At 43.0% G+C, this 24,264-nt stretch carries 16 protein-coding genes; 9 read left to right on the top strand and 7 right to left on the bottom strand.

The annotated features are described in order from the left end of the window. Positions 1 to 169 precede the first annotated feature (169 nt). From PQ469_RS12590 to PQ469_RS12565, 6 genes are all read right to left on the bottom strand, one after another. Complete coding sequence (locus PQ469_RS12590) at positions 170 to 853, bottom strand: tetratricopeptide repeat protein (RefSeq protein WP_274213278.1); 684 nt, start codon at positions 851 to 853, stop codon at positions 170 to 172. 276 nt (positions 854 to 1,129) lie between these two features. Further along, positions 1,130 to 1,723, bottom strand: a complete 594-nt coding sequence (locus PQ469_RS12585) for a dihydrofolate reductase family protein (protein WP_274213277.1) — start codon at positions 1,721 to 1,723, stop codon at positions 1,130 to 1,132. Positions 1,724 to 1,818: 95 nt separating this feature from the next. Then, positions 1,819 to 2,658: a hypothetical protein gene (locus tag PQ469_RS12580; protein ID WP_274213276.1), complete on the bottom strand. Its 840-nt coding sequence runs from the start codon at positions 2,656 to 2,658 to the stop codon at positions 1,819 to 1,821. Between the two features lie 5 nt (positions 2,659 to 2,663). Further along, positions 2,664 to 3,146: a YybH family protein gene (locus PQ469_RS12575; protein ID WP_274213275.1), complete on the bottom strand. Its 483-nt coding sequence runs from the start codon at positions 3,144 to 3,146 to the stop codon at positions 2,664 to 2,666. A gap of 17 nt (positions 3,147 to 3,163) precedes the next feature. Further along, positions 3,164 to 3,742, bottom strand: coding sequence for a cupin domain-containing protein (locus PQ469_RS12570; RefSeq protein WP_274213274.1), 579 nt, complete (start codon positions 3,740 to 3,742; stop codon positions 3,164 to 3,166). Between the two features lie 17 nt (positions 3,743 to 3,759). Further along, positions 3,760 to 5,034, bottom strand: a complete 1,275-nt coding sequence (locus PQ469_RS12565; RefSeq protein WP_274213273.1) for a serine hydrolase domain-containing protein — start codon at positions 5,032 to 5,034, stop codon at positions 3,760 to 3,762. Between the two features lie 489 nt (positions 5,035 to 5,523). Between PQ469_RS12565 and PQ469_RS12560 the strand changes: the two genes are divergently transcribed. The 7 genes from PQ469_RS12560 (at position 5,524) to PQ469_RS12530 (ending at position 17,388) form a co-directional block, all read left to right on the top strand. Next, positions 5,524 to 6,669, top strand: coding sequence for a methionine aminotransferase (locus PQ469_RS12560; RefSeq protein ID WP_274213272.1), 1,146 nt, complete (start codon positions 5,524 to 5,526; stop codon positions 6,667 to 6,669). 137 nt (positions 6,670 to 6,806) lie between these two features. After that, a complete protein-coding gene (locus tag PQ469_RS12555) occupies positions 6,807 to 7,592 on the top strand; it encodes an amidohydrolase (RefSeq protein WP_274213271.1) in 786 nt (261 codons plus the stop codon). 544 nt (positions 7,593 to 8,136) lie between these two features. Continuing rightward, the gene (locus PQ469_RS12550; protein WP_274213270.1) at positions 8,137 to 9,411 is read left to right on the top strand and encodes a TolC family protein; all 1,275 of its coding nucleotides are present in this window, start codon (positions 8,137 to 8,139) and stop codon (positions 9,409 to 9,411) included. Positions 9,412 to 9,433: 22 nt separating this feature from the next. Then, on the top strand, positions 9,434 to 10,534 hold the full coding sequence (locus PQ469_RS12545) for an efflux RND transporter periplasmic adaptor subunit (RefSeq protein WP_274213269.1): 1,101 nt from the start codon (positions 9,434 to 9,436) through the stop codon (positions 10,532 to 10,534). Positions 10,535 to 10,667: 133 nt separating this feature from the next. Further along, positions 10,668 to 13,808, top strand: a complete 3,141-nt coding sequence (locus tag PQ469_RS12540; RefSeq protein ID WP_274213268.1) for an efflux RND transporter permease subunit — start codon at positions 10,668 to 10,670, stop codon at positions 13,806 to 13,808. A 99-nt stretch (positions 13,809 to 13,907) separates the two neighbouring features. After that, the gene (locus PQ469_RS12535) at positions 13,908 to 16,955 is read left to right on the top strand and encodes a GH92 family glycosyl hydrolase (protein ID WP_274213267.1); all 3,048 of its coding nucleotides are present in this window, start codon (positions 13,908 to 13,910) and stop codon (positions 16,953 to 16,955) included. Between the two features lie 79 nt (positions 16,956 to 17,034). Continuing rightward, positions 17,035 to 17,388 carry a magnetosome magnetite crystal formation protein family gene (locus PQ469_RS12530; protein WP_090650609.1) on the top strand — a complete coding sequence of 118 codons (354 nt, stop codon included), beginning with the start codon at positions 17,035 to 17,037 and terminating at the stop codon, positions 17,386 to 17,388. Positions 17,389 to 17,420: 32 nt separating this feature from the next. Here the strand turns inward: PQ469_RS12530 and PQ469_RS12525 are convergent, their stop codons facing one another. After that, positions 17,421 to 18,299, bottom strand: a complete 879-nt coding sequence (locus PQ469_RS12525; protein ID WP_090650606.1) for a polyphosphate kinase 2 family protein — start codon at positions 18,297 to 18,299, stop codon at positions 17,421 to 17,423. 274 nt (positions 18,300 to 18,573) lie between these two features. Between PQ469_RS12525 and PQ469_RS12520 the strand changes: the two genes are divergently transcribed. Next, complete coding sequence (locus tag PQ469_RS12520; protein WP_274213266.1) at positions 18,574 to 20,904, top strand: penicillin-binding protein 1A; 2,331 nt, start codon at positions 18,574 to 18,576, stop codon at positions 20,902 to 20,904. Positions 20,905 to 21,014: 110 nt separating this feature from the next. Beyond that, a complete protein-coding gene (locus PQ469_RS12515; protein ID WP_274213265.1) occupies positions 21,015 to 24,233 on the top strand; it encodes a tolB protein precursor in 3,219 nt (1,072 codons plus the stop codon). Positions 24,234 to 24,264 lie beyond the last annotated feature (31 nt).

Here is a 24,264-nt window from a genome sequence, read left to right as displayed (position 1 = left end):
GGTGGTCTTTGAATTATTGTGCGATCTGCCCAGGGCCAAAATATGGTAGGATTTTAATTGAATTATCGGGCAGGTGACCTAATCGGTAGGTTGTGTACAAGGGACAGATTGCCAATTAACCTACTATCAATTCATAGCAAGAATAGTAATTCTTGCTATGTTTTTTAATTTAATCGTTCTTGCCAATGATCATTAAAAGTTCGCGTGCCGAACGATGATCATCATCTGCATCGGCAAGCTGTAAAAAAGCGCGCGCCTTAGTAATAGACTTGTCAACTATTTCTCCATCTAAATATATTCTTCCTAAAAAATAGTTTGCCTCATCAATATCATATTGATAATTTCCTGCTTTCGATTTATCTTTCGAAATATTCTTAAATATCTCAAAAGCCAGCTTCACATCTTTTGTTGTTCCAATACCAAAATAGTAGCACAACGCCAAAGGCAGCGAATCTGAATTATAAAGATGCTGTGCAACTTTATAAAGTTCGAACGCTTCTTTATAATCTTGCTTATCCCTATAAAATGTGGCCAAATTATTTGCCGCTATACCGTAGCCATAGTCAATCCCTTTTCGATAAAGTTCAATAGCTAACTCAATGTTTTGTTTACAATGAATCCCTTCAATTAAAAAATCGGCAACACGGATACTTGCCTCAACATTACCATTTTCATAAGCGCTATAGTACCATTTAAAAGCCATTGGTTGACTTTCATTGACAATATTAATACCATTTACAACTAACCCGGTATCATAACGCAACGCAACTTCATATTGAGTGACATTATCGCCGGTATTAGCAAGCGCCAACAGCTGAATCCAATCCTCATAAGTGGTTAATTCGGGTATCATTTCTAATTTAATTAATTTTCAGGGTATTAGATTAGTGATAAACTAATAAACATTGGCACTTGTTTGCGATCCCGCCGGCATTCAAACCCATCATAAGGCTCGCCTATAGTACGATTAAAAATTGCATTGAACTATTAATTGATTCAAATCGGCCTGTTTAACTACCCGATACCCTCGGTAATTTTAAAACGAATAAAAAAACAAGTCTCTTATCAAGACCTCATCTTTGCGAAATCATGCGCACCAAAAAACATCTGAAATACTTCGGCCATCTATTTAAGCTCCGATAATACCTGTTTTAACTTCGCCGGCGCGTTTGTAATTGGCAAAAATAACTCCGCCCGGTGTAACCACACTCTCTGTTAATGTAAATGCCGCCGGGATTGTGCTGTTGTTAAACAACCTTTTTCCTTCGCCAAGCAGCACGGGGTAAATTTTGAGCCAAAGCTCGTCTACCAGATCATGTGCGAGCAATAAATGAACAAGCTCGCTGCTGCCCCAAACTTTAATGTCGGCACCATCAGTATTTTTGAGCTTTTCGATATCCGCCACACTGGTAAGGAAAGTTGTGTTTTGCCAATCCGACTTTTGCATGGTGGCCGACAAGACGTATTTTGTTACCTCATTAATACCTGGCCAATAGCCGGAGTGTTGGGGCCAATAAGATGCAAAAATTTCGAATGTTTTCCGGCCCAGTAAAAGATCGGCAGGCTCCATCTGTTTTTGCATAGCCTTACCAGAAACTTCGTCGCCATAAGGTGCCGACCAGCCACCGTATTTAAAACCACCTGATGGATCTTCCTCAGGGCTGCCGGGTGCCTGCATCACACCGTCTAATGTTATAAATGTTGTAACAATGATTTTTCGCATGAGTATATCGTCAGTGATGATTCACCATTTAAGTCCCGCGTTCTTTACAAATTTAATGCTATTAACGCGAACTGCGGATACAAAAGTGTGCCATTTTACCGTCGAAGAAGTAAACGCACCCCAATAAGATAATACATCACAAAAGTAATGGCGGGAATAGCCACCAGGAAGCCTGCTGTGCCAAAAGGGTCTGGCCAGGAAGAAGGTATTAGTTCCAGCAAAATAGCAATTAAACTGCAGCCCACATACCAACGGGATGCAGGTTTACTGAGTGAGCCCGTTATTTTGAGCGCCACGGCAAAAAGGAGGGTGCCCAGGTATATCAATACAACTTCGGCCACGCTGATTACATAAAATAGACTTTTTACCGCGACGTATAAATCCGGACGTTTCGCGGCAGGGTTTGCAGCAAACAGCCGGAAAGCATCGGTAAGGTAATAACCCCAGAATGCCATATTGATGATAAACAGGGGCACTGCTATGCTTAGCGCTGCAAATGCTAATACCGAATATAGATTTTCGCCCGCTTCCTGTAAACGGGTTTTCAGCAGGGCGGCACCCAACAAAAGTAAAATTCCGCCTGCTATAAGGATGGTGTAGCGGGTTTGCTGTTCAGCAGCGGTGTTAACCCAGCCCTGCAGTGTTGAGGGTGGCGGCCCCATGCCCGCAAAGATGGAAAATAACAGCCATGGTATAAATAGTAACAGCGCGGTAACAGCTTGTTGTTTACCGGATCGATCTTGTTTCCAAAGGCGGTGTACACCAAGATGATATGCGGAGAAGGTCATCAGGCAGGCATTTAAACCCCAAATGGGTAAGTAAAATTTATAACTTACCGAACCTATGCCAAAACCAATAGCCATGGTTACAGGTGGAACAAGCCATAGGTATGCCAGGCTCAGTTTTTGTTTAAATGAAGTAGAATTGTTATACATCTCAATTATTTTATTCCTTTTTCCAGTTTGGCATTTTGCCCGGCGAGAATCTTCCAGGAGCCATCGCGTTTTACCATAACAATCATTCTCCGGAACTCAAACGTTTGGCCGGGAAACCGTTCGTCGCCATCTAATGCTGTGCGCACATGTGATATGGCAAAGTTTGGATATGGGTAGATAATATCTTCGACGGCACGGGTATAGTAATGCGTTCCTTTAAAATAGGTGGTATGCACTTGCTGGTAATGAAATTGAATATCGTCCCGCCCTTTATAATAGGCACCAAACCAGTTTACCCATGTAGCATCAACGGTATAATTATCGGCAAGGCCTTTTGGATCGTGGCGGTTCCAGGCGTCTTCGTAATTTTTAATAAGTTGCCTAATCTGCGGGTTTTCCTTAGTGGTATCTGTTTGCTGGCTGTAGGCTTTAAAACCATACAACCAGCACAGACCAACCACTATGAACTTAAAACTACTAACTTTCATAACTTGGTGACTGGAGTTTAAAACGCTTTTAGTATATCAATTGGCGGCCCAACGCGTTCAAAGCCGTGTTGTTTCCTAAACTCGTCCTGCTCGGCTTCGGGTTTGCCTTTCATTTGCCCTTCGCTTATCGCTATAAAACACTCTTCCATTTTACCTGCCGGCTGAAAAGTAGTGAGCATTCGGCCAACCCCTTCACCTACCTTTGAAAATGCGTGCGGTACACCACGCGGGCCAAACACACTATCGCCGGGCTTAACATGGTGCATTTTATCGCCCACTTTTATTACAAACTCACCTTCCAAAATATACCACCACTCGTCCTGGTTATAATGGAGATGCAGGTTGGGACCTCCTTTTTTAACTCGCGATGATTCATATACATAAAAATCGCCATCGGTATCTTTGGTAGATACTTTGGTGTAAAATGTATCACCATCAAACAGGCTGATTGGCTTTTGGAAGCGGTCGGTCCCGGCATCTGTTTTATAGCCGTTTTTTTCTCTAAGCATCGTAAAGCTTTTGGCGATGGTGGCTATGGGGCTGGCTAAAATGGCGCCCGTTACGGATATCATTTGGAGGAAGGTGTTACGTTTCATGATGGTGGAAGTTTGGTTTATTTAATGAACAAGTCGTCAGTAGCCCAGGTTGGATTTTTGGCGTAAGCCCTCCAGAATATCTGGTCTAAGTCATTGTCAAAATTGACTTTCAAACTTCGCGTATTGGTCAAAATAACAAAGTTAAACCCGTTATCAAGCCGGCCCTGTTCGGTGGCTGTGCCGGGTAAACTTCCCTGGTGGAAGTAGTTATTGCCGGCAATAGCCCAGCCGCAACCATAGGCTGCATTGGCTGCTGAGCCGGTATACATAATATTTAAGGTTGACGGTGTAAGGATATCCGGACGTACCGGAAATTTATCGATGTAAACCAGGAGCCTGGCCAGATCGGCAGCTGTAGCAATCCACCCTCCGTGCGAGTCCATCCGGCTCACATTCATTGCATAAGGATCTTCGCCATACTGGCCATAGTAAGTAACTTCTTTTGGAAGTTTTTGGGCAAATGTGTTACCGCCAATAGTCATATCGGTAATTCCGATAGGTGTTAATACCAATGTTTTCACAGCTTGTTCATACGTCTGTCCGGTTATTTTTTCTATAACTCGTCCTAATATACAGTAACCAAAATTCGAGTAATCGTAGTTTGTGCCTGGTACATGGTCAAGCGGGCGGTTATCTAAAGTCCAGGTGATGAGTTGTGCCGCTGTCATTGCCTGATTACTGAACATCGGGTCGTTCACTTCGTTACCCCAGCCTCCGGATGTATGGTGCAGCAGTTCATCAACAGTAATATCGGTAATATGTGCGCCGTAGGCCTTAGTGCCATAGGTTTTACCTAAAAGCGCCCCATCGCCAAATACTTTGTCGTTCAGCTTTATTTTACCCTGATCAAGCAATTTCATTATAGCAACCGAAGTAAACTGCTTTGAAAGGCTGGCTAACCGGTAACGATCGGTTATTGCCGCTTTGGTACCCTTAGATTTATCGGTTATACCATACGCTTTCAGGTAAACCAATTTTTCTCCTTTGGTGATGGCTACAGATACTGCCGGCACGTTATAAGTAGTCATAAAAGCATTTACTTCATCATCTAAAGCAGATACCGCAATTTTGCTGGCAGTAAGGGTGTCAACCGTCGTTCCTGAACCAGTACCTGTACCTGTACCTGTACCTGTGCCTGTTCCTGTGCCTGTTCCAGTATCTGTTTTAGTAGCCGGGGGCGAATCTTTGCTGCAACCGGTAAAAAGCAGCATGCCGGCAACTGCAACTAATTTGGTAAATTTTAAAGCGTAAATAGCAAAGCGGTAAGTTGCGGACTTATAATTTTTTTTCATAGGTAATAGGTAGTTGTTTAATAACAAAGCCTTATAGGGAATCAAAGAGACAGAAACGGGCTGAAAAATTCTTTCGCGTTTGTTGCAAATCCATTTGATTTTGTTGCATCATGAAACCAAACTGGAAGATGAGCCGTCATTATCGATGTGGCACCCCTTAGCTAAACGCAATTTATTTGCAGTTATACGTAAAAGGGTGACAGCCGCGCCCACCGGAAAATTTTGATCGTGATATTGGGAGATAAGGGTTGTGTTAATGTTTGTAGGTGCGGCGCCTCCGATTTACGCAAAAGAAGCATCCCCAATTATTGCCAAACCGAAGCAAATCAGCTTCAAAGGACCTGAATTATTATAGCTTAAGATACCGCATACTTACTGTTTTACAGCAGCGCTATTATTTTTCTTACAACGGTAAATACTTTCAAAAAACTAAAAATACGTATTAATACGTTTACCGGTTCGTGCTTTTTTACTTACTTTAGCCCTTAGATGATTTCTGTAGTTTCAAAATTACCCCAAACGGGTACTACCATATTTACGGTGATGTCGGCCCTGGCCAATGAGGTTAGTGCTATAAACTTGTCGCAGGGATTTCCGGATTATAACTGCTCGGCCGACCTGATCGAACTGGTTAACAAGGCGATGACTGATGGCCATAACCAATATGCCCCTATGGCCGGCGTAATGAGTTTAAGGGAGCGTATTGCCGAAAAAACCGAGAGGCTTTACGGTGCCGTTTATAATCCCGAAACCGAAATAACCATTACTGCGGGCGGCACGCAGGCTATATTTACAGCCATTAGCGCGGTTATACACCCCAATGACGAGGTTATTATTTTTGAGCCCGCATTTGATTGCTATGCCCCTGCCATAAAGCTGATGGGCGGTGTGGTAAAATCGTTACCGCTTGAGCCGCCAAACTACCGCATTGCCTGGGATATGGTAAAACGGCTTATCAACCACAAAACCAAAATGATTATCCTTAATTCGCCGCATAACCCTACTGCTACTATTTTGCACAAGGAGGATATTGACGAGTTGAGCGCATTGGTTAAAAACCAGGATATTTTAATACTAAGCGATGAGGTTTACGAGCACCTGATATATGATGGCCAAACGCATCACAGTATGGCGCGCTACCCGGATTTACAACAGCGAAGCTTCATAGTGGCATCATTTGGCAAGCCTTTTCATGCTACCGGCTGGAAGGTGGGTTACTGTATGGCGCCGGCCTACCTGATGCATGAATTCAGGAAAATTCACCAGTTTTTGGTTTTCGCGGTTAATACCCCCATACAATATGCTATTGCCGAGCATCTAAAAAATGAAGAAACTTATACGGGTTTGCCGGAGTTTTTTCAGCAGAAACGTGACTACTTTCGCCAGGGGCTGGAACAAACCCGGTTTGAATTGCTGCCCTGCCATGGATCATACTTTCAATCAGTACGTTACAGCAATATAACCGACGAAAAAGATGCCGATTTTGTACTGCGTTTAACTAAGGAATTTGGCGTGGCGGCGATACCGGTTTCGGCCTTTTATAGCAAGGGTATTGACCACCATGTGTTAAGGTTTTGTTTCGCCAAAAGGCAAGAAACTTTGGATAAAGCCGTTGATAGGTTATTGAAAGTTTAATTTTGAGTTAATAGACCATGGTCGATAGTCCATGGTTGAAGCACAGAATTGAACAATCTGGTTAAATAATTAGCTATCATCCATTAACTTTAAAAACTATAGGCCATCGACTATGGTCTATCGACTAAACACCGCTTATGGATAATCTTAAAATTACCGTTTTTCAAGGCTACCTTTTTTGGGAAAATACTGATAAAAATTTACAAAATATCACTTTACGCTTATCTGGCGGAATAAGGGAAAAAACAGACCTTATTATCCTGCCCGAAATGTTTAGCACCGGCTTTACCATGAATGCCGCTGCACTTGCCGAACCAATGGAAGGTAAAACCATGCAATGGATGCACCAAACTGCCAAACAACACGATTGCGTGGTTACAGGCAGTATTATTATCAAAGAAAACGACCATTACTACAACCGCCTCATTTGGATGCGCACCGATGGCACTTATGAGTATTATGATAAACGCCACCTGTTTGCTTTGGGCAAAGAACATAACACCTACACCGCCGGCAACAAAAAAATCATGGTGGAGCTGAACGGCTGGAAAATATGCCCCATGATTTGCTACGATCTGCGTTTCCCGGTATGGCTGCGCAACCTTGCCGATAACCCTTACGATTTATTGATAGTTGTAGCCAACTGGCCCGAACGCCGTGCCCTGCACTGGCGCACTTTATTACCCGCCCGCGCTGTTGAAAACCAGGCTTATGTAATTGGCGTAAACCGGGTAGGCCACGATGGCAACGAGGTTTACCACTCGGGCGATTCAACCTGTATTGATCCCAATGGCAACGTGGTTTATTACAAACGCGATGAGGACGATGTATACACCTTTTCTATCATTGCCGATGAGATAAAGAAAGCCCGCCGTGCCTTACCGTTTTTGAAAGACGCGGATGAATTTGAAATAAACCTTTAGGCGATTGGTCATTGGTCATTGGTCATTGGTCATTGGTCATTGGTCATTGGTCATTGGTCATTGGTCATTGGTCATTGGTCATTGGTCATTGGTCATTGGTCATTGGTGAAAGTTGAATTAAGATTGTTTGGTTTTAAAAATTTGCATTTTCTGTAATATTTTTGTGTATTTGTTGACTATTGCTACACTTTTTTTGTGAAAAACTTCATGTTTTTTGACATCTTTTTTGTGGGGTAGTTGTGCTGTGTCCTGTTTTTTAAATGGGGGGGCGGGTTTCCCTGTGACCCGAACGCCCCGAAAATAATAACCAACTGATAATCAGCGCACATAAAAATACACTCAAAGCTATAGTCAAAATATCCAAACATTTAAAAACCTGATTTATAACAACTTAAGTGTTCGCGTCTTCCAATCCGAACGGATAACCCTGCAAAAGCGAACACCCTGTGGTGATGTTCGCATATATAATTTTCACCCGACAACCCTCTTCATAGAAAATTCATAACCATTATGAATTTTTGCCCCGTTGAATTGAAAGAGGACTATGTGTAAGATAAAAACCCTGCTATTTTTATTAATTGTATTTTTTTGCTGTAATACAAACCGGGCCGCCGCCCAAACCGACACACTCAAAATTAACTTCCAGGATGCCGAAAAACAGTTTTTGGAAAACAACCTGGCCTTACTGGCTCAGAAGTATAATATTGAGGCTTCAAAAGCGCTGATACAGCAAGCCAAACTTTGGGACAACCCCGTACTAAGCACCGACCAAAATATCTGGGATGGCGGCAGCAAAAAATTCTTTTACCACGGCAATAACAGCGGCCAGGTATTTGTGCAGCTAAACCAGGTATTTGCCACTGCGGGCAAACGCGGCAAACAGGTAAAAGTAGCCGAAGATGATGCCAAAGTTCAGGAAGCAGCCTTTGCCGACTTGATGCGCAACCTGCGCTACAATCTTCAGCTGGATTTTAGTCAGCTGGCTACACTGAATGCCCAGGAAAAAGTTTATCAGAATGAGATCAGTTCGGCCCAGAACCTGGTTGCGGCCATCCAGAAATCATTTGATGCCGGTAATACTTCCATGAAAGATCTGATCCGCCTTAAAGCATTGCTTTTTGGTCTGCAGAATGATATGGTAGAAAATCACCGCCAGGTAAATGACCTGCAAACTGAATTAAAAACCTTGCTGCAAACCAATGAAACGGCCTTTGTATACCCGGTAATAAGCGATAAACCTGCTGAAACCGTAACCCTGGATATCCCAAATCTGATTGAGCAGGCTAAAACAAACAGACCCGATTACCTATCAAACCAATACCAGTTAAGCTCGGCCACACATAACCTGGCGTATCAAAAAGCTTTGGCCGTGCCCGATGTTACTATCGGCGCTGCTTATGACCAAAACAGCAGTTATGCCCGCAATTACTATGGCCTGCAAATTGGTTTGCCCCTGCCCTTTTTTAACCGTAACCAGGGCAACATTAAATCGGCCAAATACAATATTCAAAGCCAGGAAGCAACTGTAAAACAAAATGAACTTCAGCTTAAAAACGATGTGGTAGCGGCTGTAAATCAGTATAAATTAAACCAGCAATTATTCTCGACCCAACAACTGGAGTTTAATGAGCAATACGATAAACTGTTTAACAGCATGCTCAAAAGCTTCCAGCAACGGCAAATCAGCCTGATTGAATTTGTCGATTTTTTTGATACCTATAAAGATACCAAGCTTAAAATACTACAACAGCAATACAACCTGCAAAAAGCCATTGCCGACCTGAACTTTGCTACCGGCACTACTATAATTAAATCGTAAAACACCTTATAAAACATATATAATGATGAAAAGAGAAACGCTGTTATCCGGCATCTCCGCTTTACTATTGCTTGCCGCCTGCAAGGGCAAGCCGCAACCCGTAGCCGAAAATAAGCAGGTTTGCGTAAGCGATTCGATGGCAAAAATTATAACCATTGATACTGCTAAAACTACTGCAATAAAAAATGAACTTACCCTGTCGGGCGAGGTTTCAAATGATGAAAATAACGTTGTAAAAGTTTTTCCTTTTTCAAGCGGGCAAATACTGGATGTTAAAGTTTCCCTTGGCGATAAAGTAACCAAAGGTCAAACCCTGGCCATTATGCGTAGCGCCGATGTTGCCGGTAATTATACCGACTTAACCGCCACAAAATCAGACCTGGCTATATCAAAACGCCAGTTAGAGCAGGCCGAGTACCTGTACAAAAATGGTATCTCGAGTGAGCGTGATTACACCGAAGCCAAAGAAAACTATAACAAAGCCGAAGCAGCCAATCATAAAATTCAGCAGCAAATTGCTATTAATGGTGGTGGTAATACCAACCCGGGCGGCACGTTGATTATCAAGGCGCCGGAAAGCGGTTATATCGTCGAAAAAAATGTCACTACCGGCAGCTTTATCCGCCAGGATAACAATGGCAGCATGTTTACCATATCGAACATGAAAGATGTATGGATTTGGGCCAACGTATTTGAATCTGACATCAGTAAGGTTAAAACCGGGTACAGCGCCAAAGTAACTACGCTGGCCTATCCGGGTAAAGTTTTCGAAGGCAAAATTGATGCTATTAGTTCGGTACTTGACCCTGATAATAAAGTATTGAAAATTAAGGTAGTATTACCCAACACCGACATGATGCTAAAACCCGAAATGTTTACCAATGTAGTAATTACCAATAACGATGCTGCAACATCGGTATCAATCCCTGCCAAAGCAGTGATTTTCGATAGCAGCAAAAACTTTGTGGTGGTTTACAACAGCAAATGCGATTTAAAGGTACGCGAGGTAAGCGTTATCAAAACAGTTGACGATATCACCTACATCGCATCGGGCCTAAACGCCGGCGACAAAGTGATCTCCAAAAACGGCCTGCTTTTATACGATGCATTAGCGGGGGATTGATTTTAAGAAGTATCAAGTAGTTAGTATCAAGTATCAAGACCGGAGCCAGCCAGTTAATTGTTACCTAATACCAACCACCTGATACCACCATAAAATCTTGCTACTTGATACTAACTACTTGATACTTTAAAAGATGAATAAATTCATTAAAAATATAATTTACTTCTCACTCAGGCACCGCTACTTTGTGTTTTTTATGACACTGGTTTTGGTTGTGCTCGGTGTGTGGAGCTACATGAATACGCCCATCGAGACGTTTCCTGATGTAACTAATACCCAAATCATCATTATTGCCCAATGGCCGGGCCGTAGCGCCGAGGAAGTTGAAAAAATGATCACCATCCCGATGGAGACCGTTTTAAACTCAGTACAAAAAAAGGCTAACCTGCGTACAACGTCGGCCTTTGGCTTATCGTACGTGCGTATAATTTTTGACGATGATGTGGATGATGCTTTTGCCCGCCAGCAGGTGCTAAGTCGCCTGGGCAATGCCGATTTGCCAGATGGTGTAAAACCAGAAGTTGAACCACCCTACGGCCCTACCGGCGAAATTTATCGTTATACGCTTAAAAGCCGCACCAAATCAATTCACGAGCTTACCGCTATACAGGATTGGGTACTTGATCGCCAGTTTAAATCTGTGCCCGGCGTTGCCGATGTAAATAGCTTTGGCGGCGAGGAAAAAACTTACGAAGTTGCTGTTAACCCTGCCCTGTTGCAAAAGTACGGGCTTACGTCGCTGGATGTTTATACTGCCATAAACCGTAGTAACATCAATGTGGGTGGCGATGTGATTGAAAAAAATGACCAGGCTTATGTAGTGCGCGGTATTGGGGTTATCAATAATATTGATGAAATCCAGAATATCATCATTAAAAATGTAAACAACGTACCTATATTGGCAAAAGATATTGCCGATGTAAAAGAGGCCGGCCTACCCCGTTTAGGCCAGGTGAGCCGAGATAAGCAAAAAGATGTGCTTGAAGGTATTATTGTAATGCGCAAAGGCGAGAATCCCGCCGAGGTTCTGAATCGTATCCGTGACAAAGTAAAAGACCTGAATGAAAACATCCTGCCCAAGGACGTAAAGATTGATACCTTTTACGACCGCACAAACCTGATGGATTTTTGTACCGAAACAGTTATCCATAACCTGTGCGAGGGCATTATCCTGGTAACCGTTATTGTGTTCCTGTTTATGGCCGACTGGCGTACAACCCTTACTGTTGCTATTATCATCCCGCTATCCCTGTTGTTTGCCTTTGTATGTATGCGCATAAAAGGAATGAGCGCCAACCTGCTATCAATGGGTGCTGTAGATTTTGGTATAATTATAGACGGGGCGGTTGTAATGGTTGAGGGGATTTTTGTTGCCCTTGATCATAAGGCTAAAGAAGTAGGCATGCAAAAGTTTAACGGCCTTGCCAAGCTGGGTTTGTTTAAAAATGTAGGTGCCGAAATGGGTAAAGCCATCTTCTTCTCCAAGTTGATAATCATCACCTGTTTAATCCCGATTTTTGCATTCCAGAAGGTTGAGGGTAAAATGTTCTCGCCTTTGGCCTATACCTTGGGTTTCGCATTACTTGGAGCATTAATATTCACACTAACCCTGGTACCTGCCCTGTCCAGCATCCTGTTACAAAAAAACGTAAAGGAAAAACATAATCCGGTTGTTCTCTTTTTCGAGAATGGCATACGCCGAATGTTCAACTTTACCTATAAAAATCAAAAACTGAGTTTGATAGTTGCGGTTGCCTTTATGGCTGTCACCTTCTTTTCGGCAAAGTTCTTAGGATCGGAATTTTTGCCCGATCTGAACGAGGGCGCATTATGGGTTGAGGCTGAATTACCAATGAGCGTTTCGCTAAATGAAGCCGAAAGCATCAATCAAAAAATGATGCAGATATTAGATAAGTTCCCCGAAGTGAAGCAAACGCTTGCGCAGGTTGGCCGAACCAATGACGGTACCGACCCAAAAGGCTTTTTTGACGTTCAAATCCAGGTCGATCTTAAAAACAAAAAAGAATGGCCCAGCGGTATTACCGAGGATGAACTTATTGCCCAGATGGATAAACAACTGAGCAAAATCCCTGGTGCCGTGTTCAACTATTCGCAGCCTATTCGCGATAACGTAGAAGAAGCAGTTGCTGGCGTTAATGCCGCGTTAGCTGTAAAAATATTTGGCCCCGATTTTCAAACACTTGATAAAAAAGCCGACAGTGTACTGCGAATTTTAAAAACAGTACAGGGCGTTGAAGACCTTGGCGTGCTTCGCAATTTGGGTCAACCAGAGTTCAGGATTGAACTCGACCAACGCAAAATGGCACTTTATGGCGTATCTACCGCAGATGCTAACTCGGTTATCGAAATGGCTATAGGAGGTAAAGCAGCAACTGAGTTATATGAGGGCGAGCGCAGGTTTGATATCAGGATCAGGTATCAGCAACAATACCGCAACACCCAGGATAAAATAGAAAACCTGATGGTGCCTACCCTTAACGGCTCCAAAATTTCAATAAAAGAAATTGCCACCATCAAAACTATTACCGGGCCTGCCTTTATTTACCGGGATAACAACACCCGGTATATTGCCGTAAAATTCTCGGTACGCGGCCGCGATTTGGGTAGTACCATTGCCGAAGCACAAGGCAAAGTACACTCAAAAGTAACATTTGAACACGGCTACACTGATGTTTGGGCAGGTGAGTTTGAAAACCAGATACGTGCATCAAATACATTGGCCCATGTAGTGCCTATTTGCTTGCTGGTGATATTCCTCATCTTGTTTATCACATTTGGAAATGCCAAAGATGCCACATTGGTTATTATGAACGTGCCATTCGCCTTAATTGGCGGGATACTGGCTTTGCATATAACAGGCACAAACTTCAGTATCTCTGCAGGTATCGGATTTATCGCCTTATTTGGTGTTTGTATCCAAAATGGTGTAATCCTGGTATCTGTATTTAAAAAGAACCTGGAAGAACATATGCCACTTGATAAAGCCATTTTAGATGGTGTTATCAGCCGCGTAAGGCCCGTAGTAATGACGGCGTTGATGGCAGCCATAGGGTTAATGCCTGCGGCTGTATCAACGGGTATAGGTTCCGAAACGCAGAAACCCCTGGCTATAGTTGTTATTGGTGGCCTGGTAACTTCAACCATATTAACACTATTGATATTGCCTATCATATATGCTATTGTTCACCGGCTAATCCACCGCCGCGAAAACCGTAAGCTTTTGAAAAAGATAGGCGTTGTACGCAACGCATAATACCCCTTGCTAAACTAACGCCCGGCTAATAAACCGGGCGTTTTTTCGTTTATATGCTTTTAAGTTTTAATTTGCGTTATTATACCACACGTTAAAAATATGCCATCGTCGCGCGCCATTGTAAGCAGTTTTTCTATCGCTGCAATCCTTTTGTTATCCCATATTTCATCGGCACAAAAAAGGAAAGATAAAGATTACGCCCAACTGGTTAACCCCTTTATTGGTACCGGGGGGCATGGGCACACTTACCCCGGCGCGGTAATGCCTTTTGGCATGGTGCAGCTAAGCCCTGATACACGACTGGAAGGCTGGGATGGCTGCTCGGGCTATCATTATACTGATACGGTTGTCTATGGCTTTTCTCACACCCATTTAAGCGGCACAGGCATTCCCGATTATTGCGATGTGCTGTTTATGCCTACCACCGGCGAGCCGCAGTTTAAAAACACCGAATATCGCTCTGGTTTTAAAAAGAAAAATGAGATTGCCACGCCCGGTTATTATAAAACCTTGCTGGATAAATACAATATCGGCGTCGAATTAACAGCTACTACCCGCGTTGGCGTACACCGCTATAGCTACCCCAGTGCCGAAAAGGCCAACATCATCATAGATCTGCAACACCGCGACGAGGTGCTGGATTCGTGGATTGAAGTGGTGAACGATCACGAAATTCGCGGGTACCGCAAATCAAAATCGTGGGCCAATAACCAACAGGTTTATTTTTATGCCAAATTCTCAAAAGCATTTAAAACTTACGGGATAACCAGTAACAACGAGTTACAGGATGGGAAAAACAAAGCGCAGGGCAAAAACATTAAAATGTACCTGCAGTTTAACAATCCCGGCGAGGTGATTTCGAAAGTCGGTATTTCGGCAGTAAGTACCGAAGGCGCCTTGAAAAACCTGGATGCAGAAGTACCCGATTTCGATTTTAAAAAGGTCCAGAAAGCAGCCAAAGCAACCTGGAATACCGAGTTGAATAAAATTCAGGTAGAAGGCGGCGGCCCATCCTCGTCGCAACAATCAGCACTGAGCGACGAAGGTAATGTTAACAGCCCTTATGGTCCCGCCCCTGCCGGAAAAAAGACAAAACCCATTAACTATGCAGGTATAAAACAAACCATATTTTACACCGCTTTATACCACAGCATGCTGGCACCCAACATTTACAGCGACGTTGACGGCCAATACCGTGGTATGGATCAGCAAGTGCATACCGCGCAAGGCTTTAACTACTATACTGTTTTTTCGTTGTGGGACACCTACCGGGCCGAAAACCCTTTGCTTACACTGATCGACAGAAAACGGACGCTCGATTTTATCAAATCATTCCTGGCGATGTATGACCAGGGTGGGTTACTGCCTATATGGCCACTGGCCAGTACCGAAACCTATTGCATGATTGGTAATCACTCCATCCCTGTTATTGTAGATGCTTATGCAAAAGGTATTCGTGATTTTGATGCGGCAAAAGCATTTACCGCTATGAAAGCCGCGGCGAATCGTAACCAGTTTGGGCTGGATATTTATCGTAAAAACGGCGCGGTATTATCCGACCAGGAAGATGCTTCGGTATCAAAAACCCTGGAGTATGCCTATGACGATTGGTGTATAGCCCAAATGGCTAAAATGCTGGATAAACCCCACGACTATGCCGAATACATTCAACGTGCCCAGTATTGGAAAAATGTTTACAACAACCAAAATGGCTTTATGCAGGCCCGCAGCAATGGCGGCTGGCTTAGCCCCTTCGACCCTACCGAGATAAATGGTAATTACACTGAAGGCAATTCCTGGCAATACTCGTTCATGGTACCCCAGGACGTTGAAAACCTAATGGCAAAAATGGGTGGCAAGGAAGCTTTTGAAGCTAAACTGGATGAATTGTTTACCACAGAATCAAAGCTAAAGGGCAGCGATATCCCGGATGTAGCCGGCCTTATTGGCCAATACGCCCACGGAAACGAGCCAAGTCACCACATGGCTTACCTATACAACTTTACCGCATCGCCCGAGAAAACGCAATTTTATATAGACAGGATTCTGCATGAAGAGTACAGCAATAAACCCGATGGGCTTGCAGGAAATGAAGATTGCGGGCAAATGTCGGCCTGGTATGTCATGAGTTCGCTAGGTATTTACAATATTGCCCCCGGGCAGCAGGCTTTCCAGGTTGGGGTGCCACAGTTTGATAAAGCGGTTATTAATTTAGAAAACGGCAAGCAATTTACCATCCTCAACTCCGGGGCAAGCATAGGCAAAGGCAATATTTATTTACAGGGCATGAGCCTCGCCAAGAAAACCTATAACAAATTATACCTCAATTTTGACGATATAGCCAATGGCGGCGAGTTTGAAGTATTTGCCGGCAAACTGGCCAATAAACTTTTTGTACAGGATTTGGAACGCCCAACTTCAAAAATCGCCGATAGCTTGATTGTGGCTAACCCTTACATTATAGCCCCCGCCAAATCATTCAAAGTAGCTATCAGCGTACAAATAAAAAGCTCCGACCCGGATGCCGGGATTTATTACACGTTAGATGGATCAACCCCTACCGTAAACTCAACACTTTACAGTAAGCCAATTGCCATTACCGGGAATACAACCGTTAAGGCGATAGCTATCATGAACGGTAAAAGCAGCTTTGTTGACGAAGCTAACTTTATTAAACTACGAACAGACATCAAACTAACGCTCGTCAATAAATACCTGCCCAACTATGCAGATAAAGGCGACGAATCGCTTATCAACGGCATCCATGGCACAACAAACTGGCATGTGGGCAACTGGCAGGGCTACCAGGGCAAAGATTTGGAAGCCATTATTGATATAGGTGCCATAAAACCTGTAAAACAAGTCAGTATTGGCACATTACAAGATAGCAATGCGTGGATAGTGTTCCCTAAATATATTCAATATTGGGTATCTGACGATGGCAGGAATTATAAGTTGGCAGCCACCGTGAATACCAAGGTAGATATTAAGGATACAAATTCGCAAACCCAGGAGTTTACTGCGCCGCTAAATTTAAACACCCGCTATATTAAAATAATAGCCAAACAATATGGCGCACTGCCTAACTGGCATGAAAGTAAAGGCAACCAATCGTACATTTTTGCGGATGAAATAACCGTGGAATAATTTGTGATTAAACTATCCTTTTGATCAAAATATGGTTAGCTTTAATAATTAATTATCACTCAAAATTACCTTCTTTACTATGAGCAACTATTCGTCAAGCGATGATGGCAAATTAGCCGGCATCATCAGTTATTTTACCATTATAGGGTGGCTTATTGCTTATTTTGCCCTGTATCAAAAAAACAAAACCTATCAGGCAAGCTATCAAATGAGGCAAACGCTGCTATTCCACATCGTGTCTATGATCGTATCGTATGCCGCCGGTGCTATACTTTTTTCGGTAGGTTTTTCGTTTGGTGCAGCAATACTTTGGGTAGTGCGGGTTGCGCTTTTTGTAATCTGGGTGATTGGCCTGCTTGGCGCACTCCAGGGTGAAAGAAAACCAATGCCGCTAATTGGCGAACCTGCACAAAATATATTTTCTGGCATTTAACCAAGTTTGATTAAGCAATTGGAGAGGGTGATTTATTCCTTTTCCAATTGCTTTTTGGATTCATCCAATTTATCCTTCTCTTCTTTTTCAAGCACAGGGTATTTCAGCTTCAATCCTTTTAGAGTATCAAGAATGACAGTAGAAATGGCAATCCGTGTAAACCATTTTTTATCAGCGGGGATTACATACCAGGGGCAATCACCGGTAGCGGTTTCCTTTATTGCCTTTTCATAAGCATCCATATAGTCCCCCCATTTTTCCCGCTCTTGAATATCGGCAGCCGAAAATTTCCAATTCTTTTTGGGGTTATCAATCCGCTTTAAAAAACGCAGCTTTTGCTCCTGCTTAGATACATTCAGGTAAAATTTGATAATAACTGTACCGTTATTCGTAAGGTGCTTTTCAAATGCCCGGATACTTTCGTAACGTTTATCCCAAAACTTCCCATCAACATCTTTTACATCGTTAATCCCAGGCAAATGCTCTTTTAGCAACAAATCGGGATGTACCTTGGTTACTAATACATTTTCATAATGCGACCTATTGTGGATACCTATGCGCCCCCTTTCGGGTAACGACCGGTAATGCCGCCACAGAAAGTCGTGTTCATAATCTTCGGGACTGGGTTGTTTAAAACTATAAACCTGGCAGCCCTGCGGGTTTAAGCCCGATAATGTATGTTCAATAGCGCTATCTTTCCCGGCGGCATCCATCGCCTGGAAAATGATGAGCAGGGCATATTTATTGGCCGCGTAAAGTTCTGTCTGCAAGTCAAATGTTTCATCTATCAGGTCTTTTAATGTCTTTCGGGCCTCGATTTTTTTAAATCCGTCAGAATATGCCGGATCGAAGTCTCCCAGCTTAAATCCCTTACCATTTTCGACTTTAAACTTTTTGACGATATTACTCATGATAAAAATTTTGTTTTACACGTTGTTAACATGAAATTTAGATATTAAAATTGCGTTGATAATAAAAGTTTATTTTTAGCTAATGTACTACGCCACTATTCAAACCTAAATATAAGTTACCGTTTAAGGCAACATCAAATTATATTATGGAAATTTTAGGCCTTTATTAAATAAAATGGCAGTCGGCTGGTATATATTTAGCTTTATATAAACTACACATATTAATATTTGTTTCGGGCTATGATTTAGCGCCATAATTTTACATCTTTACCCAATGTTCAGAGAAATACGAAACCGGTTTCTGCGATTCCTTGTTATCTTCATATACTTCGTTATCATCTTTTTTTGCTCCATCGAGCTCAACTTCCTTTGGCTTTTTGGTTATTCACCTGACATGCAGGATATTAAGACCCCTGTGCTTTCTGTGGGCTCGGAGGTTTTTACTGCCGATGGTAAACTGATAGGCCAATACTATAAAGAGAATCGCTCGCCTGTTGATTTAAAGCATATTTCGCCCAACCTGATAAACGCACTCATCTCAACAGAAGACGTGCGTTTTTACAGTCATGGCGGTGTCGATTTTTATTCGTTTTTTACCAGTATGGTTTCAACGGCTAAAGGCGAGCGGCGGGGCGGCAGTACCATTACACAACAACTTGCCAAAAACCTTTTTGAAACACGTAAGCGCAAATCCCAGGGCTTTATCCGCAAAGTGCCTCTTATAAATACCGTTGTATATAAGTTTAAAGAGTGGCTTACTGCGTTTAAAATTGAACACGTATATAGCAAGCAAAAAATTCTTGAATTATATTTTAATACGGTCCCTTTTGGCAACAATACTTTTGGCATAAAAACAGCCACATTAAAATATTTTAACAAACAACCTGACCAGGTTAGTCCCGGTGAAGCTGCCTTGCTTATAGGTATGCTGAAAGCCACATCCAGCTATAATCCTATCCGCAATCCTGAACGTGCTACCGAACGCAGAAATACGGTTTTAGGCCAGATGCTAAAAAATGGTTCCATTACTAAAGACCAATACACAAGCAGTTCACAATCGCCCATAAAACTCGATTTAAGCTATGTAGAAGAGGATTCACATGGCGACTCCTACCTTCGCCGCGCAGTTGAAAAATGGCTGGATAAATGGTGTAAGGATAATGGGTATGATTTATATGAGGATGGATTGAAAATTTATACAACCATAGACTCGCGGATGCAGCAATATGCCGAAGAGGCTGTTGCCGAAAAAATGAAAATGCTGCAAAAACGTTTTTACAACCTATGGGGCAATAAAAATCCGTGGCGCGATTCGAAGGGTGTAGAAATTAAAGATTTCATTTTAAAAAACGAGCAAAAACTTCCTATATACAAATTGCTGGATAAAAAATTTGGCGGTGACACCGTAAAAATAAGCGAGTACTTTAAAACTAAAAAACGGATGACCGTTTTTACCTGGCACGGTGAGCAGGATACCACATTTTCGACTATCGACTCTATTAAATACTACGCCAAACTGTTAAATACCGGCATGATGACGCTTGAACCATCTACCGGTAAAATAAAGGTTTGGATTGGCGGCATCGACCATCGTTTTTTCAATTACGATCACGTAAACCAATCAAGAAGGCAGGCAGGTTCTACCTTTAAGCCATTTGCCTATTTAACGGCGCTTGATAACGGCTACACGCCCTGCGATAAATTCACAGATCAGCCAGTAACCATAAAATATAAGGACAACGGTAAAGACGAAGTATGGCAGCCTAATAATGCCGATTTTCATTTTTCGTATCAGGAAATGTCGCTACGATGGGCTATGGGTAAATCGGTTAACTCCATTACCGCGCAGCTTACAGAAAAAGTGGGCTGGGATAAAATTGTACAGTACGCGCACAAATGCGGTATCGAAAGCCCATTAAAATCGGTACCCTCGGTATCGTTAGGCTCCAATGATGTTTCGGTTTATGAAATGGTACGGGCTTACAGTACATTCCTTAATAAAGGTCAAAAGATAGATCCGTTGCTGGTAACTAAAATAACAGACCAGCAGGATAATGTAATTGACGAATTTGAGTTGAAACAAGAAAAAGTATTAAGCGAGGAAACCGCGTGGCTGATGCTTTATATGTTCCGTGGTGGTATGGAAGAACCGGGAGGCACCTCGCAAGCCCTTTGGGAATACCCTGGCCTTTGGAAAAAAGACAACCAGATTGGCGGCAAAACCGGCACATCATCTGATTATGTTGACGGATGGTACATGGGTATAACAAAGGACTTGGTTACCGGCGTATGGGTTGGTGCTGACGACAGAAGCGTACACTTTACATCGTCCGAAACCGGCGAAGGATCACACACGGCGCTGCCCATTTTTGGCCGTTTTATGGAGAAGGTTTATGCCGATCCAAAACTGGGCTATACTTACGGGCCTTTTCCAAAACCATGGAGCAAGATCACCAAAAACTACAATTGTCCGTCGCCGCATATTGCCGCTGATACTACAGAGGTAGATAGTACAAGCAACCCTATTGATACCACCAACGTTATACCAACACCGGCTGCCAGCACGCCGGAGAACCCCGAAACAACGCCCGCCAATCAAAAATAGGGCATTTTAAGGGGATTAAAAGTTCATATACAAGTTTTAAATATCAATCGGCAGGCCCTACAGCCTGCCGATTATTCATTAAATTAGCCGTATTCTATTTAGTTTGAATTATGAATAAAACCTACTCATTGTTAAACAACGCTAAAAAGTTCAGCTTTATATTAGTATGCCTTATCTGCTCGCTGCTCATCAGCAACAGTGCCAGGGCGCAATATTTCGGTCAAAATAAAGTACGGTATAAAAACCTCAAGTTTAAAGTTTATAAAACCCCACATTTCGAAATCTACTATTACATCAAAAACGATAGCATGATCAAACGCTTTGCCCAGGAAAGCGAATTGTGGTACACCCTGCATCAACAGGTTTTTAAGGATACATTCAAAACAGCCAACCCAATCATTTTATACGCCAATCACCCCGATTTTCAGCAAACCACCGCAATTGATGGCGAAATTGGTGTAGGAACCGGCGGTATTACCGAAGGTTTAAAAAACCGAGTAGTAATGCCGGTGATGGAAACAAACCAAATGACGCGCCACGTAATAGGGCACGAATTGGTGCACGCATTTCAGTACCATGCACTGTTAGGTGGCAATCAAAATGAGAATTTCGAGAACATCAATAACATTCCACTGTGGATGATAGAAGGTATGGCCGAGTACCTTTCGTTAGGTAAAAAAGATGCCTACACCGCCATGTGGATGCGCGATGCTTATCTGAACCACGATATCCCTACGGTTCGCGATCTGACCGAGAGTAACAAATATTTCCCTTACCGTTACGGAGAGGCCTTTTGGTCGTTTTTAGGATCGACTTATGGAGATACGGTGATAGTACCCTTCTTCAAAAACACAGCCCGCTATGGCCTTGCTTATGGCATCAGGCGCACATTTGGATATGACGATAAAACGTTATCCCGCCTTTGGAAAAACTCAATAGAAAGCACCTACAAGCCATTTTTAAAGGACACTGTACAAAAACCAGTTGGTTTAAAACTGGTAGACAAAGACAACGGCGGCGACCTGGTGGTTGCCCCCGCGGTAAGCCCCGATGGTAAATACCTGGCATTTTTATCTGCTAAAAGTTTGTTCAGTATAGACCTTTACCTGGCCGATGCCCGAACGGGTAAAATTTTACGGAAACTCACAAGCAAGGTATCCAACACGCATATAGATGAGTTTAACTTCATCGAATCGGCCGGCGCATGGTCGCCGGATAGTAAGCGGTTCGCATTCAGTGTGTTCAGCAAGGGTCGTAACCGCATGGAAGTAGTTGATATCAACAACGGACGCGTTCTTGATGATGTATCGATGGAGCAGGCAGAGCAGTTTAGTAACTTATCCTGGTCGCCCGATGGTAAGGACATTGTTTTTACCGGGCTTGTTGAGGGCCAAAGCGATTTGTATTCCTATAATTTCGACACAAAAAAAGTTACTCAGCTTACCAACGATAAATACACCGATTACCAGCCAACCTATTCAAGGGATGGTAAAAAGGTTCTGTTTTCAAGCGACCGCTCCACTTACGATCAATCATTAGAGCAGGCTATCACCTTTAACCTGGCCGAACTTGACCTGGCCACCGGCAAAGTAACCGATATAAAAATATTTAACGGGGCCAACAATTTAAATCCGCAATACTCAGCCGATGGTTCGCAAATCTACTTCCTGTCCAACAGGGATGGTTTCCGCAACATGTACCGCTACACTATCAGCACGGGCCAGGTTGAACAAATGACCGATCTGTTTACCGGCATCTGTGGTATTACCGAATTTTCGCCTGCGTTAAGTATCTCTGCTAATGATGATGTGGTATATTCCTATTACCGGGCGCAAAAATACGCCTTGTACAACGCCAAAGCATCGGCGTTTAAGTCCATTGCATTACAACCGCAGGCAGTAGATTTCAGCGCGGCTATGTTGCCCCCTCCCCGTGCAGTTGGCGTCGACTTGATCAATTCGAACCTGAACAACTTCCTGGCTTACCGGAAAATCCCGGCAGATTCTGTAAAAGAAATCCCCTATCGCCCTAAATTTAAGCTTGATTACCTGGCAGGCAGCGGTGTTGGTATTGGTGTAAGCAGTTTTTACGGTACCAGCCTGTCAAGTGGTATCCAGGGTGTATTCAGCGATATATTGGGTCGTAACCAAATATTCGCTGCAGCATCCGTCAACGGGCAAATTTACGATTCCGGCGCTGCCGTAACATACGTAAACCAAACCGGCAGGTGGAATTTGGGTACAGGAATATCACATATTCCCTACCTTTTTGGTTTACAAACCGAAACTTTCCCAACACAAAATGTAGGCGGCAAAAATGTAAAAGTATTATCGCAGAATACGGATATCATCCGCAATTTTGAAGATGCCGCCAGGGTATTTACCTCCTATCCTATCAATAAAACAAACCGTTTTGAAGTAAGCGCCGGTGCCTCTTATAACTCTTATCGTGTTGACCGGTATAGCGATACCTATAAAATTGATACATTAACCGACGCCAATAACAATACCACGTTAAACTACACCTATCTCAACTCGGATAAAAAGAAAATTGCCAATGCCGAAGAAAGCGCCCTGCTTAATTATAATTTAAAATCATATGCGCTTTTCCAACTGTCGACAGCCCTGGTTGGCGACAACTCCTTTTTTGGGGTGACCGCTCCTTTGAATGGTTTCAGGTACCGATTAGAAGCCGGTTACAATTTTGGCACCTACAAATTCTTCTCACCAACTATCGATCTTCGTAAATACGTACGTGTTGAACCGGTTACCTTTGCAGCCCGTTTTTATGGCTACGGTCGCTTTGGCGATTCAAACGGAATTTATCCTTTATTTATAGGCTACCCATTTTATATCAGGGGCTATGAAGGACAGACCTTTTACAATAACAACAGCAAGGCGTCAAACGGCTTCAATATCGACCAGCTATCGGGTAGCAGGATGGCGGTATTTAACTTTGAAACCCGCCTGCCGTTTACCGGGCCCGAAAAACTGGCCCAAATCAAATCTAAATTCCTGTTTACCGATTTGAACCTGTTTTTTGATGCAGGCCTGGCCTGGAATGCCGGCGAGCATATCTATTTCCAGAAAAACCCTCCGGTTTTAAGCCGGACAGCTGTCGTTGATGAAAATGGTGCACCACAAGTTGATAGCAACGGCAATCCCGTATTTAATACAACATATGGCCGTGTACCCGCTTTAAGCGCCGGCATTTCATTAAGGGTAAACGTTTTTGGGGCTTTTGTGCTGGAACCGTATCTGGCGATTCCTTTTAACCGCACAGATGTAAAGAAACCGGTGTTTGGATTGGGCTTTACACCTGGTTGGTAATACCCGCCTCCTTTTTTAATATATTTAAGCG

This window comes from Mucilaginibacter sp. KACC 22773 (assembly GCF_028736215.1).
Lineage (GTDB): Bacteria > Bacteroidota > Bacteroidia > Sphingobacteriales > Sphingobacteriaceae > Mucilaginibacter.
The sequence above is the reverse complement of the archived record's forward strand: the minus strand, read 5'-3'. Positions and strand labels throughout refer to the sequence as shown.